Annotated in this window: 16 protein-coding genes and 1 pseudogene; 13 read left to right on the plus strand and 4 right to left on the minus strand. The window is 69.9% G+C overall.

The window, feature by feature from the left end:
• Positions 1–19 precede the first annotated feature (19 nt).
• The 4 genes from mca to BN971_RS07100 are packed head-to-tail and all read left to right on the plus strand — an operon-like array spanning position 20 to position 3,626.
• Positions 20–892 (plus strand): mycothiol conjugate amidase Mca, encoded by an 873-nt coding sequence (mca, locus tag BN971_RS07085; protein WP_085180543.1) that lies wholly within the window; start codon positions 20–22, stop codon positions 890–892.
• Positions 889–1,203, plus strand: a complete 315-nt coding sequence (locus BN971_RS07090) for a hypothetical protein (protein WP_085180542.1) — start codon at positions 889–891, stop codon at positions 1,201–1,203. Before mca ends, BN971_RS07090 begins: the two co-directional genes overlap by 4 nt.
• Complete coding sequence (locus BN971_RS07095) at positions 1,190–3,220, plus strand: thioredoxin domain-containing protein (RefSeq protein ID WP_085180541.1); 2,031 nt, start codon at positions 1,190–1,192, stop codon at positions 3,218–3,220. The genes BN971_RS07090 and BN971_RS07095 overlap by 14 nt, the downstream gene beginning before the upstream one ends.
• Positions 3,221–3,233: 13 nt before the next feature.
• On the plus strand, positions 3,234–3,626 hold the full coding sequence (locus tag BN971_RS07100; RefSeq protein WP_085180540.1) for a nuclear transport factor 2 family protein: 393 nt from the start codon (positions 3,234–3,236) through the stop codon (positions 3,624–3,626).
• Between the two features lie 9 nt (positions 3,627–3,635).
• Here BN971_RS07100 and trhA read toward each other — a convergent pair whose 3' ends face one another.
• Entirely contained in the window at positions 3,636–4,403 is a 768-nt protein-coding gene (gene trhA / locus BN971_RS07105; protein WP_085180539.1) for a PAQR family membrane homeostasis protein TrhA, read from the minus strand.
• Positions 4,404–4,553: 150 nt separating this feature from the next.
• Here trhA and BN971_RS07110 point away from each other — a divergent pair, with 150 nt between their 5' ends.
• The 4 genes and pseudogenes from BN971_RS07110 to BN971_RS07125 all read left to right on the plus strand — a co-directional run bounded on the left by BN971_RS07110 (position 4,554) and on the right by BN971_RS07125 (position 7,430).
• Positions 4,554–5,342 (plus strand): (2Z,6E)-farnesyl diphosphate synthase, encoded by a 789-nt coding sequence (locus BN971_RS07110; protein WP_085180538.1) that lies wholly within the window; start codon positions 4,554–4,556, stop codon positions 5,340–5,342.
• A 44-nt stretch (positions 5,343–5,386) separates the two neighbouring features.
• Positions 5,387–5,626, plus strand: a pseudogene (locus BN971_RS07115) (hypothetical protein); the annotation flags it as partial.
• Positions 5,627–5,705: 79 nt separating this feature from the next.
• On the plus strand, positions 5,706–6,800 hold the full coding sequence (locus tag BN971_RS07120; RefSeq protein WP_085180537.1) for a methyltransferase: 1,095 nt from the start codon (positions 5,706–5,708) through the stop codon (positions 6,798–6,800).
• Positions 6,801–7,016: 216 nt separating this feature from the next.
• A complete protein-coding gene (locus BN971_RS07125; RefSeq protein ID WP_085180536.1) occupies positions 7,017–7,430 on the plus strand; it encodes a hypothetical protein in 414 nt (137 codons plus the stop codon).
• A gap of 57 nt (positions 7,431–7,487) precedes the next feature.
• On the opposite strand, the gene coaA is transcribed toward BN971_RS07125, so the two are convergent.
• Positions 7,488–8,426 (minus strand): type I pantothenate kinase, encoded by a 939-nt coding sequence (gene coaA, locus BN971_RS07130; RefSeq protein WP_085180535.1) that lies wholly within the window; start codon positions 8,424–8,426, stop codon positions 7,488–7,490.
• 110 nt (positions 8,427–8,536) lie between these two features.
• Between coaA and glyA the strand changes: the two genes are divergently transcribed.
• From glyA to BN971_RS07155, 5 genes are all read left to right on the plus strand, one after another.
• Entirely contained in the window at positions 8,537–9,829 is a 1,293-nt protein-coding gene (gene glyA / locus BN971_RS07135) for a serine hydroxymethyltransferase (protein ID WP_085180571.1), read from the plus strand.
• A 107-nt stretch (positions 9,830–9,936) separates the two neighbouring features.
• Positions 9,937–10,764: an acyl-ACP desaturase gene (locus BN971_RS07140; protein WP_085180534.1), complete on the plus strand. Its 828-nt coding sequence runs from the start codon at positions 9,937–9,939 to the stop codon at positions 10,762–10,764.
• A gap of 239 nt (positions 10,765–11,003) precedes the next feature.
• A complete protein-coding gene (gene phoH2, locus BN971_RS07145) occupies positions 11,004–12,305 on the plus strand; it encodes an RNA 5'-3' helicase PhoH2 (RefSeq protein WP_085180533.1) in 1,302 nt (433 codons plus the stop codon).
• Between the two features lie 39 nt (positions 12,306–12,344).
• Positions 12,345–13,220: a polysaccharide deacetylase family protein gene (locus tag BN971_RS07150; protein ID WP_085180532.1), complete on the plus strand. Its 876-nt coding sequence runs from the start codon at positions 12,345–12,347 to the stop codon at positions 13,218–13,220.
• Between the two features lie 137 nt (positions 13,221–13,357).
• Positions 13,358–14,812, plus strand: coding sequence for an adenylate/guanylate cyclase domain-containing protein (locus tag BN971_RS07155; RefSeq protein ID WP_090350036.1), 1,455 nt, complete (start codon positions 13,358–13,360; stop codon positions 14,810–14,812).
• Here BN971_RS07155 and BN971_RS07160 read toward each other — a convergent pair.
• Both BN971_RS07160 and BN971_RS07165 read right to left on the minus strand, forming a co-directional pair.
• On the minus strand, positions 14,802–15,758 hold the full coding sequence (locus tag BN971_RS07160) for a hypothetical protein (RefSeq protein ID WP_085180531.1): 957 nt from the start codon (positions 15,756–15,758) through the stop codon (positions 14,802–14,804). The genes BN971_RS07155 and BN971_RS07160 overlap by 11 nt on opposite strands.
• A 19-nt stretch (positions 15,759–15,777) precedes the next feature.
• Positions 15,778–17,193 carry a class II fumarate hydratase gene (locus tag BN971_RS07165; protein WP_085180530.1) on the minus strand — a complete coding sequence of 472 codons (1,416 nt, stop codon included), beginning with the start codon at positions 17,191–17,193 and terminating at the stop codon, positions 15,778–15,780.
• Positions 17,194–17,200 lie beyond the last annotated feature (7 nt).

Raw genomic sequence — 17,200 nt, forward strand, 5'->3', positions numbered from 1 at the left:
CAGACCGACAAGGGGGCTCGTGAGCGAACTGCGCTTGATGGCTGTGCACGCCCACCCCGACGACGAGTCCAGCAAGGGCGCGGCCACCCTCGCCCGCTACGCGGCGGAAGGGCACCGCGTCATGGTGGTGACCCTGACCGGGGGCGAGCGCGGCGACATTCTCAACCCGGCGATGGACCTGCCCGACGTGCTGGAACACATGGCCGAGATCCGCCGGGACGAGATGGCCAAGGCCGCCGAGATTCTCGGGGTGGAGCACACGTGGCTCGGCTTCGTCGACTCCGGGCTGCCCCAGGGCGACCCGCCGCCGCCGCTGCCGGAGGGTTGCTTCGCGCTGGTGCCGCTGGAGGAGTCGGTCAGGGCGCTCGTGCGGGTCGTGCGGGAGTTCCGCCCGCACTTGATCACCACCTACGACGAGAACGGCGGCTACCCGCATCCCGACCACATCCGCTGCCACCAGGTGTCGATCGGCGCCTTCGAGGCGGCCGGCGACTACCGGCAATTCCCCGACGCCGGCGAGCCGTGGACGGTGTCCAAGCTCTACTACATCCACGGCTTCCTGCGGGCCCGGATGCAGTTGCTGCACGACGAGGCCGTCAAACACGGGCACGAAGCCCCGTTCAAGAAGTGGCTCGAGCATTGGGATCCCAAGCACGACCCGTTCGAGTCGCGGGTGACCACGCGCGTGGAGTGCTCGGCCTACTTCGGCCAGCGCGACGACGCCCTGCGCGCGCACGCCACCCAGATCGACCCCAACCATGACTTCTTCGCCGCCCCCATCGAATGGCAGCAACGGCTTTGGCCCACCGAGGAATTCGAACTGGCACGCTCCCGGGTTCCGGTCCGGCTGCCCGAGGACGACCTGTTCGCCGGAATCGAGAACGACGGGTGAACAGCTTTTTGCTCGCGGTCATCGCCGACGACGCGCCGCACAACACCGGGCCCGACTTCGGGAAGGCCAGTCCGGTCGGGCTGGTGGTCATCGTGCTGCTGCTGGTCGCCACGCTGTTGCTGCTGCGGTCGATGAACCGTCAGCTCAAGAAGGTGCCCGAGTCGTTCGACCCCAAGCACCCCGAGCCCGACCAGGCGGCCGACGAGGGTACCGACGCGGTCGTCGAGACGCCGGACGACGCCCCGGGAAGGACCCCGCGCCCGGGGAACGGCTCGGCGCGCGCTCCGGGATCCGCCGATGAGCCCGGCTGAGGAATTCGGGGCGTCGGCGACGAACACGCTGGGGCTGGCCGCCAGTCCCTACCTGCGGCAGCACGCCGACAACCCGGTGCACTGGCAGGAGTGGACGCCGCAGGCGCTGGCGGACGCGGCGGCGCGCGACAAGCCGATCCTGCTGTCCATCGGTTACGCCGCCTGCCATTGGTGTCACGTCATGGCCCACGAGTCGTTCGAGGACGCCGAGGTGGCCGCGGTGATGAACGCGGAGTTCGTCTGCATCAAGGTCGACCGCGAGGAGCGGCCCGACATTGACGCGGTCTACATGAACGCGACCGTCGCCCTCACCGGGCAGGGCGGCTGGCCGATGACCTGCTTCCTGGCGCCCGACGGCAGGCCCTTCTTCTGCGGCACGTACTACCCGAAAGAGGGCTTTCTGCAACTCCTTTCGGCCGTGTCTGAAACGTGGCGCGAGCGCCGCGACGAAGTCGAGGAGGCCTCCGAACGCATCGCCGGCGAGTTGCGCCGCATGTCGGAGGCGTTCTGGGAGCAGCCGACCGGGGGCCCGGACCTGGTGCCTGCGGTGTGCGATCACGCGGTCGCGGCGCTGTTGGCCGACGAGGACGCGGTCAACGGCGGCTTCGGTGGTGCGCCCAAGTTCCCGCCGTCGGCGGTCCTCGAGGCGCTGTTGCGCAACTACGAGCGCAGCGGCTCGACGGCGGCGCTCAACGCCGTCGCCCGGGCCGGCGAGGCGATGGCCCGCGGCGGCATCTACGACCAGCTCGCGGGCGGCTTCGCGCGGTACAGCGTCGACGAGGCCTGGGTGGTCCCGCACTTCGAGAAGATGTTGTACGACAACGCATTGCTGCTGCGGGCCTACGCACACTGGGCGCGGCGCACCGGGAACCCGCTGGCCCGCCGCGTCGCCGCCGAGACGGCGGATTTCCTGCTCCACGACCTGGCCGACGGCGCGATGTTCACCTCGTCGCTGGACGCCGACGCCGACGGCCGCGAAGGCTCGACGTACGTCTGGACCCGCCGCGAACTCAGCGACGTGCTCGGCGACGCCGACGGCCGTTGGGCCGCAGAGGTTTTCGGGGTCACCAGGGGCGGCACGTTCGAGGACGGGGCGTCGGTGCTGCAGCTGCGCGCCGACCCCGACGACCCGGAACGCCTGCAACGCGTCCGGGCCCAGCTGCTGGCGGCCCGTCGCGCCCGGCCGCAGCCCGGCCGCGACGACAAGGTCGTCACCTCCTGGAACGGATTGGCGATCACGGCGCTGGCGGAGGCCGGCGTGGCCCTCGACGACCCGGGGTTGGTGCAGGCCGCACGGCGCTGCGCCACGGCGCTGCTCGACCTGCACCTGGTCGACGGACGGCTGCGGCGCGCGAGCCTGGGCGGGGCGGTCGGGGAGAGTCCCGCCGTCCTGGAGGACTACGCGATGCTGGCGACCGGGCTGCTGGCGCTGTACCAGCTGAGCGGCGAACAGGCCTGGCTGGCCTCTGCGTCGGAGTTGCTGGACATCGCGCTGCGGCACTTCGCCGATTGGGAGCGGGCCGGTCGCTGGTTCGACACCCCCGACGATGCCGAGCGGTTGCTGCTGCGCCCCGGCGACCCGCTGGACGGCGCGACTCCGTCGGGGGCGTCATCCATCACCGAGGCGCTGCTGACGGCGGCGCACCTCGTCGAGGGCGAGCGCGCCGACCGGTATCTGCGGGCGGCCAGTGACGCGCTGCGTGCGCACGCGGTGCTGCTGGCCCAGGGCCCGCGCTCGGCGGGATACTGGCTCGCGGTCGCCGAGGCCGCGGTCCGCGGGCCGCTGCAGATCGTCGTGTCCTGCGACCCCTCGCAGTCGGCTCTGCTGGCCGACGCCCGCCGGCTGGCCCCCGGCGGGGCGATCGTCGTCGGCGGCGAAATGGACTCCTCGCCGCTCCTGATGGGGCGGGGCCGGGTGGCCGGCGCCGACGCCGCCTACGTGTGCCGCGGTCGCGTCTGCGACCTGCCGGTGACCCGGCCGCGGGAACTGGCCGCGGCCCTGGGCGTGCGCGGGTAGTAGCGTGCGTCCCATGCCGAATGCCGATCACGCCCAACGGATCACCGACACGGTCCACCGCTACCTACGGCTGGTCGCCGACGGCAGCGCCGACGACATCGCCGATTTGTACGCCGAGGACGCCACGGTCGAGGACCCGGTCGGCGGCGAGATCCACATCGGCCGGCGGGCGATCCACGGCTTCTACTCGGCGGTCGACAACGTGCAGCGCGAGTGCGAGCTGGTGACGCTGCGGGTATGCGGCAACGAGGCGGCGTTCCACTTCCGGCTGACGGTGGCCCTCCCCTCTCAGGGGGCGGAGCACCGGATGGTGATCGAGCCCATCGACGTGATGGTGTTCGACGACGAGGGCAAGGTCGCCGCGATGAAGGCCTACTGGTCGCCGGCCGACGTCAGGCAGCTATAGCCGTCGGGCTCAATGCAGCCACGCCTGCTCGCCGACGTAGAAGACCGCGAACCACATGGCGATGTAGTGCAGGATCGCCGCGATCACGGTGAAGGCGTGGAAGAACTCGTGGTAGCCGAACGTCCTGGGCCACGGGTCGGGCCAGCGAAGCCCGTAGAAGATCCCGCCGACGCTGTAGAACACGCCGCCGACCGCCAGCAGCACGGTCGCCGCCACCCCCGCCTTGTGCAGGATCGTCGGGCAGTACCACACGGCCACCCACCCCAGCAGCAGGTATAGCGGCACCCCCAGCCAGCGCGGCGCCGTCGGCCAGCACACCTTCAGCAGGATGCCGGCCAGCGCGCCGCCCCACACGATCCAGAGCACCTCGACCCCGGTCTGCTGCGGCATGGCCAGGCGCGCGAACGGCGTGTAGCTGCCGGCGATGAACACGAAGATCATCGAATGGTCGAGCCGCTTCATCAGGTTGCGAGCCGCCGCGGATTTCCAGTGCACCCGGTGGTAGGTGGCGCTGACGGCGAACATCGCCACCGTGGCCGCGGCGTAGACCAGGGTCGAATGCCCCGCGCGGGGCGACGACGCCGCCCACGACACCGACACCAGGGTCGCGCCGGTGATGATCGCCAGCCACGCCGAGAAGAAGTGGATCCAGCCGCGCAGCCGCGGTTTGGACAGCGCGTGGGTGGCGTCCTCGACGAGTTGATCGACGGTGTTGCCGGGCGTGATCGCTTCGGGTTGTGGGTCGTTACCGGTGGCCGCGTCGATCTGGCTGCTCATGTGTCGTAGTGCCTCGCATACAAATCGGGTTGCCGGGGCGTATACCCGTCAACAGTAGCCGCGAACGGTCACGGCAGGGGCTCGACGTGCGGTGAGATTGCGCCCAATGAGGGCCGGGATTGGCCGCCCCGCGCAGTAGGGTGTTGGTTCGTGGAGATCATTCCGCCCCGGCTCAAAGAGCCGCTGTACCGGGTATATGAGCTGCGGCTGAAGCAGGAACTGGCCTCCTCCAGATCCCACCTGCCCCGCCATATCGCGGTCCTGTGCGACGGCAACCGGCGGTGGGCCCGCAATGCCGGCTACGACGACGTCAGCTACGGCTACCGGATGGGTGCGATCAAGATCGCCGAGATGCTGCGGTGGTGTCAGGAAGCCGGCATCGAGATGACCACCGTGTACCTGCTTTCCACCGAGAACCTGCAGCGCGACCCCGGCGAGTTGGCCGGCCTCATCGAGATCATCACCGACGTGGTGGAGGAGATCTGCGCGCCGGCCAACCGCTGGAGCGTGCGCACCGTGGGGGATCTCGGGCTGATCGGCGAGGAGCCTGCCCGGCGGCTGCGGGACGCGGTGGAGTCCACTCCGGCGGTGGCGCCCTTCCACGTCAACGTCGCCGTCGGCTACGGCGGCCGGCGCGAGATCGTCGACGCGGTGCGCGCGTTGTTGAGCAAGGAACTGGCCAACGGCGCGTCCGCCGAGGAGCTCATCGACGCGGTCACCGTCGACGGCATCTCCGAAAACCTTTACACCTCAGGCCAGCCCGACCCCGACCTGGTGATCCGCACGTCCGGCGAGCAGCGCCTGTCCGGTTTTCTGTTGTGGCAGAGCGCGTATTCGGAGATGTGGTTCACCGAGGCGCACTGGCCCGCGTTCCGGCGCGTCGACTTCTTGCGCGCGCTGCGTAATTACAGCCAGCGGCACCGCAGATACGGCAAGTAAGGGCCTGCCGCCGCGTGCCAGACTGGACGCATGGCTGCGCTGTCGGCGATTTCGGCACCACCGAACAGTGGCGCCACTACGACTCGCTGTACTTCCCGTACGTGGTCGGCGTGCGGGCGTACGCGCAGAACGCCACCGCCGCCGGACTGGATCCGACCGCGCGGCAGGCCTGGCAGTGGCTGGTCACCGAGGTGCCCCAGCGCTCCCTGCATAACTGGCAGAACGCGGCGGCCCGGCTGATCGCCGCCGATCTGCGCGGGCGCGTGCCGGTGCACAGCGACTAGCGGCGTTCGGTGCGTCAAGCGGCCCGTTGGCCGCCGGGTTACGCTCGCGCGGGGGCTCGAACACGGAAAAGAGCGCGCAGTGGCTTTGTCGACAATTCCGCCCGCGAAGGTGGTCCGGGTGATCGAACGCGCCCGCCACCACCTCGGTCGGCTCTACCACCGGACGCTGCCCGCGCCGGCGGGCCTGCTGGAGATGCTGATGGACGCGTTCGTCGCGCAGGCGATCACGGCGGCGGCCGATCTGGGCATCGCCGACGCGCTGGCGGCCGGCCCGCTCTCGGCCGAGGAGCTGGCGCGCGCGGTCGGTGCGGACACCGACGCGCTGCGCCGCCTGATGCGGGCGCTGATCTCCCGCGGGATCTTCCGCCAGCGCCGCGACGGCCGCTACGACCTCACCCCGCTGGCGCAGCCCCTTCGTCGCGACGCCGACGTGTCCCTGGCCGCGTGGGCGCGATGGGCCGGTTCGCCCCAGCTGCGCGAGCGGTGGAGCCACCTCAGCGACGGCATCCGCGCCGGCCGGTGCACCGCCGCGGAAATGAGCGGCCAGAACATGTTCGACTACCTGGCCGGGCAGCCCGAACTGCAGGAGATCTTCAACGAGGCCATGACCAACGTCTCCGAGCTGTCGATCGCACCGCTCATGGCCGCGTACGACTTCGGCCGCTTCGGCCCGACGATCGTCGACGTGGGGGGCGGCCACGGCCGCCTACTGTCCGCGATCCTGGCCGCCACACCGCACGCCCGGGGCGTGCTCTTCGACCAGCCCGGGGTCGTGGTGGGGGCCCCCGAGGAATTGCGCAAGTACCAGGTCGACGACCGCGTCGAGATCGCCGAGGGTTCGTTCTTCGACGACGTCATACCGGCCGGCGGTGACCTCTACGTGCTTAAGAACGTGATCCACGACTGGCTCGACGACGACGCCGAGCGAATCCTGCGCAATGTGCGCGCGGCGGCCGCGACGGGCAAGCACCTGGTGCTCGTCGAACTGGTCATCCCCACGCATAACCGGGACAGCGCCGGCAAATGGCTCGACCTCGACATGTTCGTCAGCGCCGCCGCGCGGGAACGCACCGCGGACGAATACGCCCGGCTGCTCGAGCGGGCCGGCTTCCGCATGACCCGGGTGGTCGAAACCGCATCCCCCTTCTGCGTCATCGAGGCGCAGGCGGTCTGACGGGCGGCTCGTCGGGGGTGACCCCACGATTCGCGCCACGGGCCCCACCGACAAGGATGCGCCGGTCAACGTGCTGCGGGAGACGGAATAACCGGGCAAATCCCCAGGTCGTTCCTTGGGTGGCAGCAGTTGGCAGCGCCACGGGTCGATATGGCAGTGCCCGGTCGCAACGCTCGGGACTGTCCGACCCACCCGCTCACCGCGAGGAGTAATCACATGACCGCCGTTTCAGGTCAGCCCACCCGTCCCCTCTACGACTCGACCGACTCGCTGTTGCGTTTCGCCATGCGCGCCGATGCCACGCTGACCGGCCTGTGCGGACTGGCGGTCGCCTTCGTGGCCGACCCGCTGTCCTCGCTGACCGGCCTGACGTCCGCGCAGGAACACGCCCTGGGCGCGGCCTTCGTGCTCTACGGCCTCGTGGTGTTCGCGCTCGCCTCGCTGCCCAACCTGCGGCGGGTCGGCAACGGCGTCGTCGTCGCGAACGTCGCCTGCACGCTGGCCGCCATCGTGGCCGCCGAGGCGGTGCCGATGACCGCGACCGGTGTCGCGGCGACGCTGGCCACCGGCGTGTTCACCGCGGGATTCGCCGCGCTGCAGTACCTCGGCGTGCGCCGGTTGGTCGCCTAGCGGCGATCAGGCCCGGCAGATGCCTGCTGGTGCGGGGCCCCGGCCGCCGGGGTCCCGCTACAGCTTGCGCAGCCGTAGCCGGTTGATGGAGTGGTCGGCGTCCTTGCGCAGCACCAGCGTCGCGCGGGGGCGCGTCGGCAGGATGTTCTCGACCAGGTTCGGCCGGTTGATCGACCGCCAGATCTCGCGGGCGGCGGCGACGGCCTTGGTGTCGTTGAGGGCCGAGTAGTGATGGAAGTGCGATTCGGGGTCGGCGAACGCCGTGCCGCGCAACGACAGGAACCGGGAGACATACCACTGCTCGATGTCTTCGATGCGGGCGTCGACGTACAAGGAGAAGTCGAACAGGTCGGAGACCATCAGGGTCGGCCCGGTCTGCAGGACGTTGAGGCCCTCCAGGATGAGGATGTCGGGGTGGCGGACCACGTGCTTGGCGCCCGGGATGACGTCGTACTTCAGGTGCGAATACACCGGGGCGCAGGCATAGTCGGATCCCGACTTGACCGACGTCACGAACCGCATCAACGCCCGGCGGTTGTAGCTCTCCGGAAAACCCTTGCGGTGCATCAGGTTTCGTCGGTCGAGCTCCGCATTGGGGTAGAGAAATCCGTCGGTGGTGACCAGGTCGACCCGGGGGTGGTGATCCCAGCGCGCCAGCAGCGCCTGCAGCACGCGGGCGGTCGTCGACTTGCCGACCGCCACGCTGCCGGCCACGCCGATGATGAACGGGACCGGGCGGTCCGGGTTCTGGTGGGGTTCGCCCAGGAACTCCGCGGTGGCCGCGAACAGCCGCTGGCGGGCGGCGACCTGCAGATGAATGAGCCGGGCCAGCGGCAGGTACACCTCTTCGACCTCGAGCAGGTCGATCTGCTCGCCCAGACCGCGCAGCCCGACGAGCTCCTCCTCGGTGAGGGCCAGCGGCGTCGACATGCGAAGCGCGCGCCATTGCTTCCGGTCGAACTCCACGTAAGGGCTCGGCTCGCTAAGCCGCGGCATAGTGCTCAGTGTTGCAGGGGGGGACGCGAGGCCGACGGTTGGGCTGGCGAATTTGCCCGCTGGATAGACTTGCCCACGTGACCGCCGCACCCCACACCACCGCGTCCGTGATGTCTGCGCCCCTGGCCGAGGTCGACCCGGAGATCGCCGAGCTGATGAACAAGGAGCTCGGCCGGCAACGGGACACCCTGGAGATGATCGCCTCGGAAAACTTCGTGCCGCGTTCGGTGCTGCAGGCCCAGGGCAGCGTGCTGACTAACAAGTACGCCGAGGGGCTTCCGGGCCGGCGCTACTACGGCGGCTGTGAGTACGTCGACGTGATCGAGAACGTCGCCCGCGACCGCGCCAAGGCGCTGTTCGGCGCCGAGTTCGCCAACGTCCAGCCGCATTCGGGCGCGCAGGCCAACGCCGCGGTGCTGCACGCGCTGATGACGCCGGGGGAGCACCTGCTGGGCCTCGACCTCGCCAACGGAGGCCACCTGACGCACGGGATGAAGCTGAACTTCTCCGGCCGCCTCTACGACGCCGGCTTCTACGGCGTGGACCCCACGACGCACCTGATCGACATGGACGCCGTGCGCGCCAAGGCGCTCGAGTTCCGCCCGAAGGTCATCATCGCCGGCTGGTCGGCGTACCCGCGGATCCTGGACTTCGCGGCGTTCCGGTCGATCGCCGACGAGGTGGGGGCCAAGCTGTGGGTCGACATGGCGCACTTCGCGGGCCTGGTCGCAGCGGGCCTGCACCCGTCGCCGGTCCCGCACGCCGACGTGGTGTCCACCACGGTGCACAAGACGCTCGGCGGCGCCCGCTCGGGCATGATCCTGGGCAAGCAGGAGTACGCCAAGGCCATCAACTCCGCGGTGTTCCCCGGGCAGCAGGGCGGGCCGCTCATGCACGTCGTCGCGGGCAAGGCCGTCGCGCTCAAGATCGCCACCACCCCCGAATTCGCCGACCGGCAGCAGCGCACGCTGTCCGGCGCCCGCATCATCGCCGAGCGGCTGCTGGCCGCCGACGTCGCGAAGGCGGGCGTGTCGGTGGTCAGCGGCGGCACCGACGTCCACCTGATACTGGTCGACCTGCGCGACTCCCCGCTGGACGGGAAGGCCGCCGAGGACCTGCTGCACGACATCGGGATCACCGTCAACCGCAACGCCGTCCCCAACGATCCGCGGCCGCCCATGGTGACGTCGGGCCTGCGGGTGGGGACCCCCGCCCTGGCGACCCGCGGCTTCGGGGACACCGAATTCGGCGAGGTCGCCGACATCATCGCCACGGCGCTGTCCGCGGGCGCGGGCTCCGGCCCAAGCCTGGACGTGCCCGCCCTGCGCGAGCGGGTCACCCGCCTGGCCAGGCAGTTCCCGCTCTACGAGGGCCTCGAGGAGTGGACGCTGGTGGACCGCTAGGCCGCGCACCACGAGCCCGAAACGGTCTCCGAGGACCAAAGTCACATTTTCGGCGCGACACGGGGCAGCGGTTTCACGAACCTGTGTCGACAAGTTACAGTTACCCCATGGCACAGAAACCTGTAGCTAACGCGCTGACCCTGGAACTCGAGCCGGTGGTCGAGGTGAACATGGACCGTCACCTCAACACCGAGAACCTCTGGTTCGCCCACGACTACGTCCCGTTCGATCGCGGCGAGAACTTCGCCTTCCTCGGCGGCCGCGACTGGGATCCGTCGCAGGCGAGCCTGCCGAGGCAGTTCACCGACGCGTGCGAGATCCTGCTCCTGCTCAAGGACAACCTCGCCGGCCATCACCGCGAGCTCGTCGAGCACTTCATCCTCGAGGAGTGGTGGGGTCGCTGGCTGGGCCGGTGGACCGCCGAGGAGCACCTGCACGCCATCGCCCTGCGCGAGTACCTGATCGTCACCCGCGAGGTGGACCCGACCGCCAACGAGGAGGCGCGGGTCCGGTACGTGATGCAGGGCTACCGCGCCGACCACTACTCGCAGGTCGAGACGCTCGTGTACATGGCGCTGACCGAGCGCACCCACGCCGTCTTCTGCCGCAACCTGGCCGCCCAGATCGAGGAGCCCGTGCTCGCCGGCCTGATCGACCGGATCGCCAAGGACGAGGCGCGCCACGAGGAGTTCTTCTCCAATCTGGTGGCGCACTGCCTCGATTACACCCGTGACGAGACGATCGCGGCGATCGCCGCCCGGTCCGCCGACCTTGCGGTCCCGGGCGCCGACATCCCGGGGTACGAGGACAAGCTGCGAAACGTCGCCGAGGCCGGCATCTTCGGGCCGGCCGACGTGCGGCAGGCGATTGCCGACCGCATCACCGAGTGGGGCCTGGCCGGCGAGCCCGCGCTGGCGCAGTTCGTCGCGGGCTGAGCCCGATCCGGGCGCACATCGCGCATCTTCGCAGCCGCACAGGCTGACTCGGCGCGTCTGACCGGCGGGCACGCGGCGACGAGAGTAGCGTCGTTGTCGATGGCCAGCGACATGCTCTGCTGCCAGGGCGGCACCTTCCGTCACACGAACGGCAGGACCGGCCCCGGTCCTGGTGCCGCGGTTCCCGCCGATACTCCCGTGCGGGTCCGCGCGGGCTTACCCCGCTCGAGGAGCGCTACGTGACCGAAATCCGGACTTACGTGCTCGACACGTCCGTACTGCTGTCCGATCCCTGGGCCTGCAGCCGGTTCGCCGAACACGAAGTGGTGGTTCCGCTGGTGGTGATCAGCGAACTCGAGGCCAAACGGCACCATCACGAGCTGGGCTGGTTCGCCCGCCAGGCGTTGCGCCTGTTCGACGACCTCCGGCTCGAGCACGGGCGCCTCGATCAGCCGATTCCCGTTGGGGCGCAAGGCGGCACGCTGCACGTCGAGCTGAACCACACCGACCCGACGGTGCTGCCCGCCGGTTTCCGCACCGACAGCAACGACTCCCGGATCCTGAGTTGCGCAGCCAACCTCGCCGCCGAAGGCAGGCGAGTTACGTTGGTGAGCAAGGACATTCCGCTGCGGGTGAAGGCCGCCGCGGTGGGCCTGCCCGCCGACGAGTATCACGCCCAGGACGTGGTGGCCTCGGGCTGGTCGGGGATGCACGAAATCGAGACCGCGGCCGACGACATCGACACCCTGTTCGCCGACGGCGAGATCGACCTGGCCGAGGCGCGAGACCTGCCTTGCCACACGGGGATTCGGCTACTGGGCGGCAGCTCCCACGCGCTGGGCAGGGTCACCGCCGCCAAGCGCGTCCAGCTGGTCCGCGGCGACCGCGAGGTGTTCGGGCTGCGCGGCCGCTCCGCGGAGCAGCGGGTGGCCCTGGACCTGCTCCTCGACGAGTCGGTGGGCATCGTGTCGCTGGGCGGCAAGGCCGGGACCGGCAAGTCCGCGCTGGCGCTGTGCGCGGGCCTGGAGGCGGTGCTGGAACGACGGACCCAGCGCAAGGTGGTGGTCTTCCGTCCGCTGTACGCCGTCGGCGGCCAGGAGCTCGGTTACCTCCCCGGCAGCGAGAGCGAGAAGATGGGCCCGTGGGCCCAGGCGGTCTTCGACACCCTCGAGGGACTCGCCAGCCCGGCGGTGCTCGAGGAGGTGCTCTCCCGCGGCATGCTCGAGGTGCTGCCGCTGACCCACATCCGGGGCCGCTCGCTGCACGACTCGTTCGTCATCGTCGACGAGGCGCAGTCGCTGGAGCGCAACGTGTTGCTGACCGTGTTGTCGCGGCTGGGCACCGGGTCGCGGGTGGTGCTGACCCATGACATCGCGCAGCGCGACAACCTGCGGGTCGGGCGCCACGACGGGGTCGCCGCGGTGATCGAGAAGCTCAAGGGGCACCCCTTGTTCGCCCACATCACGTTGCTGCGCAGCGAACGCTCGCCGATCGCGGCGCTGGTCACCGAGATGCTCGAGGAGATCGCCGGTCCGCACTGACGGCCCGAACCGCATGATTCGCCGCGGTAGGCTGCTGGCGTGCGGAAACGACCCGACAGCCTGGCGTGGCGCTATTGGCGCACCGTCGTGGGTGTCGTCGCGGCGGCCGCGGTGCTGGTGATCGGGGCCCTCACCGGCCACGTGACACGCGCCGACGACCTGAGCTGCTCGGTGGTCAAGTGTGTCGCGCTGACCTTCGACGACGGGCCCAGCCCGTTCGACGGCCGCCTGCTGCAGGTCCTGAAGGACAACGACGCCAAGGCCACGTTCTTCGAGATCGGCAACAAGGTGGCCGCCAACCCCGCCGGGGCCCGGCAGGTCGCGGACGCGGGGATGGAGATCGGCAACCACACCTGGGAACACCCCAACATGACGACGATCCCGCCGGAGGACGTCGCCGGCCAGCTCTCCAAGGCCAACGACGCGATCGCCGCCGCCACCGGCCGGACACCGAGCCTGTGGCGTCCGGCGGGCGGGCTGTCCGACGCCGTCGTGAACCAGGTCGCCGGCCGGTACGGGCTGGCCGAAATCCTTTGGGACGTCATCCCGTTCGACTGGATCAACGACTCCAACACCGCCGCCACCCGCTACATGCTGATGACCTACATCAAGCCCGGCTCGGTGGTGCTGTTCCACGACACCTACTCGAGCACCGTCGACCTGGTCTACCAGTTCATGCCGGTGCTGAAGGCCAACGGCTACCGGGTGGTGACGGTCAGCGAATTGCTGGGGCCGCGGGCGCCCGGAAGCAGCTATGGCGGACGCGAAAACGGGCCACCCGTCAACGGCCTGCACGACATCCCGGCCAACGAGATCCCCCCGCTGCCCAATACGCCCTCGCCCAAGCCGATGCCCAACTTCCCGATCACCGACATCCCGGGGCAGAACTCGGGCGGACCAAACAACGGTGCCTAGCAGGAGATTTGAGTCCCGCGCGGCTACCTTGCGGCTACCTTTATAGGGTGATCACGGTGGATTGGCGTCGGGCCTGGATCCCATCGCGATCCGGCGGACTGGGGGCGCGGCGCCCAAAGTCCGCCCGGCGGTTGTCCATTCAGTACGCCTTCACTCTCGCCGTCGCCTACCTGCTGGCCGTCGTCGAAGCAGCGGCGATCCTGATCCCGCTGCGGGGACACACGTCCGCCCCGATCGACGCCGGCTTTCCGCGGATCGCCATCCTGGTGTCCTTGATCGCCGTTGCGGTCGCGGGCGTGGTGGTCGCCGGCATCGCCAGCCTGGCTCCCACCCTGCGCTGGTACGTCCCCGGAGACGTGCCGACGGCGCCGCAACGCGAGGCCGCCATGAGGCTGCCCGGCCGGCAGTCGGCGATCCTGGCGGTGGCCTGGGCCGGCAGCGGCGGAATCTTCATGCTGCTCAACCTCGCCGGGGCGAAGTTCCTGCTGCCGATCGCGCTCGGCGCGGTGCTCGGCGCACCGGCGGCCATCGGGACGGGAATGCTGCTCTCGCAGCGCATCCTGCGGCCCATCATGGGGGCCGCCACACTGGGCCACGAGCCCCGGCTCATGGTGCCCGGCGTCTACGCGCGGCTGGTCCTCATGTGGTTCATGTGCAGCGCATGCCCGATCGGAATCATCGCGGCCCTTGTCGCCCTTCGCTCGTATGGATGGCTGTTCGACAAGTCGGCTTCCCTGGATGCGCCGATCCTGGTGGTCTCGCTGGCCGCGCTGGTTCTCGGGCTGACCACGATGATCCTGACCTCGCGGTCGATCTCCGACCCGATTTCCGAGGTGGTCGACGCGATGGCGGAGGTGGAACGCGGCCACATGGGAACGTACCTGGGAGCCTACGAGCGCTCCCAGATCGGGCGCCTGCAAAGCGGATTCAACCGGATGGTCGCCGGCCTGGCCGAGCGTGACAAGATCAGGGATCTGTTCGGGCGCCACGTCGGCGCCGACGTCGCCCACCGCGCCCTGCAAGAGGGCGCGTCGCTATCCGGTGACGTGGTGGAAGCCGCCGTCCTGTTCATCGACCTGGTGGGTTCGACGCAGCTCGCGGAAAGCCGCCCCCCGCAAGAGGTCGCGGAGGTGCTCAACGACTTCTTCCGCATCGTCGTCCACGCCGTGGACGAGCGTGGCGGGCTGATCAACAAATTCGCCGGCGACGCGGCGCTGGCCGTCTTCGGGGCGCCGCTGCCCACCGGCGAGCCGGCGTCGGCGGCGCTTGCCACGGCGCGCACACTCGGAACTCAGTTGCGCACACTGCCCGTCGATTTCGGCATCGGAGTCTCGGCGGGCCGCGTGTTCGCCGGCAACATCGGCGCCGAAAACCGTTACGAATACACGGTGATCGGCGACGCCGTCAACGAGGCCGCGCGCCTGGCCGATCTCGCCAAGGCCGCCGACCGGCGCATCCTGTGCTCGGCCGCCGCGATCGACCGCGCCGGAGAGGTCGAGCGCGCGCACTGGGCCGAGTGCTATTCCACCGTGCTGCGCGGGCGTTCGGAGGCCACCCACGTCTCGGCGCCGACGGGCGCCGCTACTTCTTGACCTTGAGCGCCGCGATCACCTTGCTGATGATGCCCGCCGAGCCCGCATCGCCGATCGGGGTGGCGCCCAGGAAGACCGTGACCGGCTTGGTGTCGACCGCGATGATGGTGACCGAGTCGCCCTTCACGTTGCGCGCCGGGTCGGCGATCGTGATGTCGGCGTCCACCCGTGCGGCCTTGGTCCCGTCGACGGTCAGCGACGACGTCTTGGACGGGCCGAGCGTGGGTGACGCGTTCGCGTAACCCGGCCCATTGGCGACGCAGTCCATCAACTTCGAGGCCTGGGTGCCGACGTCCATGCTGGGGACGAAGTTGGTGACGGCGACCTCGGCCTGCATCATCCACTGGTTGGCGGTGGGCACCTCCTGGCCGACGCCAACCGCGCCGATCAGGTTGGGCGTCTGATCATCCGAGAAGCCCGACCATCCCGGTGTCGCGCTGACCGGGAACGACAGCTTGCCCGCGCTGATCGTGTCACCGGTCGGCTTGTCACCTCCCGACACATTGGGGGTGCAACCGGTCGCGTTCTGCTCCGAGGTGCCGGGTTGCGAGGTCGGGGCGTTCGTCGACGGCTGCGCGGTCGGCGTCTTCGAGGACGTGTTCCCGCCGCTGAGACCGACGACCAGGATGATCACCAGGGCGATGACGCCCAGCACCGCGACACCGGCGAGGATCAGCCACGGCAGCTTCGAGCGCGGGCCGCCCGGAGGTGGTGGCCCGGGGGGCGGGTACGGCCCGCCCGGCCAACCCGGTTGGGGGTAGGGCTGGCCGGGTTGCGGGTACTGCGGGTACTGGCCGCCCGGCGGCGGGTACGGGTAAGGGTTGCCCTGTGGCTGGCCGCCCTGCGGCTGTCCGCCCTGCGGCTGGCCGCCCCAATAAGGCGGCTGCCCGTAGGGATTCGACCCGTACGGGTCCTGGCCGTAGGGACCCCCCGGAGGAGCCGTCATCGCTGAACCACCCTCACTGTCACTGCCCTTCCGGTTGTACGCGGGCCATCGCCAAAACGTCCAGGCGCCGGTCGAGTTCCTCGACCGACAGCTTGTCGCCGACCAGGCCGCGATCGATCACGGTCTGGCGAATCGTCTTGCGCTCCTTGAGCGCCTGCTTGGCCACCGCGGCGGCTTCCTCGTAGCCGATCGCCGAATTCAGCGGCGTCACGATCGAGGGCGACGACTCGGCCAGCTCGCGCAGGTGCTCGACGTTGGCCGCCAGCCCGACGATGCAGCGCTCCGCGAACAGCCTCGACACATTGGTCAGCAGCTTGAACGATTCCAGGATGTTGCGGGCCATCATCGGGATGTAGACGTTGAGCTCGAAGGCGCCGTTCGCGCCGCCCCAGGCGACCGCCGCGTCGTTGCCGATCACCTGCGCCGCGACCTGCGTAACCGCCTCGGGCAGAACGGGATTCACCTTACCCGGCATGATCGAGCTGCCCGGCTGCAGGTCCGGCAGCCGGATCTCGGCCAGGCCGGTCAGCGGACCGGAGCCCATCCACCGGATGTCGTTGGCGATCTTGGTCAGCGACACCGCGATGGTGCGCAGCGCGCCGGACGCCTCGACCAATCCGTCCCGCGCCGCCTGTGCCTCGAAAGGGTTGACCGCGGTGCGCAATTCGCTCAGGCCGGTGGAGGCGACCAGGGTCTCGACCACCCGGGCGCCGAATCCTTCTGGGGCGTTGAGCCCGGTACCCACCGCCGTCCCGCCGATCGCCAGCTCACCGAGCCGCGGCAACGTCGCGCGCACCCGCTCGATCCCGGCCTCCACCTGGCGGGCGTAGCCGCTGAACTCCTGTCCGAGCGTGACCGGCACGGCATCCATGAGGTGGGTGCGGCCGGACTTGACCACCGTGTGCCACTCGCGTGCCTTGGCCGCCAGCGCCTCGTGCAGCACCTCCAGAGCCGGGATGAGGTGGCGCACAGCGGCTTCGGTGGCCGCGATGTGGGTGGCGGTCGGGAAGGTGTCGTTGGACGACTGCGACATGTTGACGTCGTCGTTGGGGTGCACCGTCACACCGTTCGCGGCCGCAATGGACGCGATCACCTCGTTGGTGTTCATGTTGGAGCTGGTGCCCGAGCCGGTCTGGAACACGTCGATCGGGAACTGGTCGTCGTGCTGACCGTCGGCGATCTCGGCCGCCGCGGCGATGATCGCGTCCGCCTTCTCCGGCGCCAGCAACCCCAGGTCCTTGTTCACCTGCGCGCACGCGCCCTTGAGCAGGCCCAGCGCCCGGATCTGGGTGCGCTCCAGGCCGCGGCCCGAAATCGGGAAGTTCTCCACCGCACGCTGGGTCTGCGCGCGCCACAGGGCTTTCGCGGGCACGCGGACCTCGCCCATGGTGTCGTGCTCGATGCGGTACTCGGTATCGGAGGCAGGAGATGCCATAGAAATG

The sequence above is a fragment of the Mycobacterium bohemicum DSM 44277 genome, assembly GCF_001053185.1.
In the GTDB taxonomy this organism is placed as follows: Bacteria; Actinomycetota; Actinomycetes; order Mycobacteriales; family Mycobacteriaceae; genus Mycobacterium; species Mycobacterium bohemicum.

Bases quoted from the DNA above. Each gene is read 5' to 3' on its own strand.
- BN971_RS07125 (WP_085180536.1), top strand. From the start codon at position 7,017: ATGACCGCCGTTTCAGGTCAGCCCACCCGTCCCCTCTACGACTCGACC.
- BN971_RS07095 (WP_085180541.1), top strand. From the start codon at position 1,190: ATGAGCCCGGCTGAGGAATTCGGGGCGTCGGCGACGAACACGCTGGGG.
- BN971_RS07165 (WP_085180530.1), bottom strand. From the start codon at position 17,193: ATGGCATCTCCTGCCTCCGATACCGAGTACCGCATCGAGCACGACACC.
- BN971_RS07140 (WP_085180534.1), top strand. From the start codon at position 9,937: ATGGCACAGAAACCTGTAGCTAACGCGCTGACCCTGGAACTCGAGCCG.
- coaA (WP_085180535.1), bottom strand. From the start codon at position 8,426: ATGCCGCGGCTTAGCGAGCCGAGCCCTTACGTGGAGTTCGACCGGAAG.
- BN971_RS07160 (WP_085180531.1), bottom strand. From the start codon at position 15,758: ATGACGGCTCCTCCGGGGGGTCCCTACGGCCAGGACCCGTACGGGTCG.
- glyA (WP_085180571.1), top strand. From the start codon at position 8,537: ATGTCTGCGCCCCTGGCCGAGGTCGACCCGGAGATCGCCGAGCTGATG.
- trhA (WP_085180539.1), bottom strand. From the start codon at position 4,403: ATGAGCAGCCAGATCGACGCGGCCACCGGTAACGACCCACAACCCGAA.
- BN971_RS07100 (WP_085180540.1), top strand. From the start codon at position 3,234: ATGCCGAATGCCGATCACGCCCAACGGATCACCGACACGGTCCACCGC.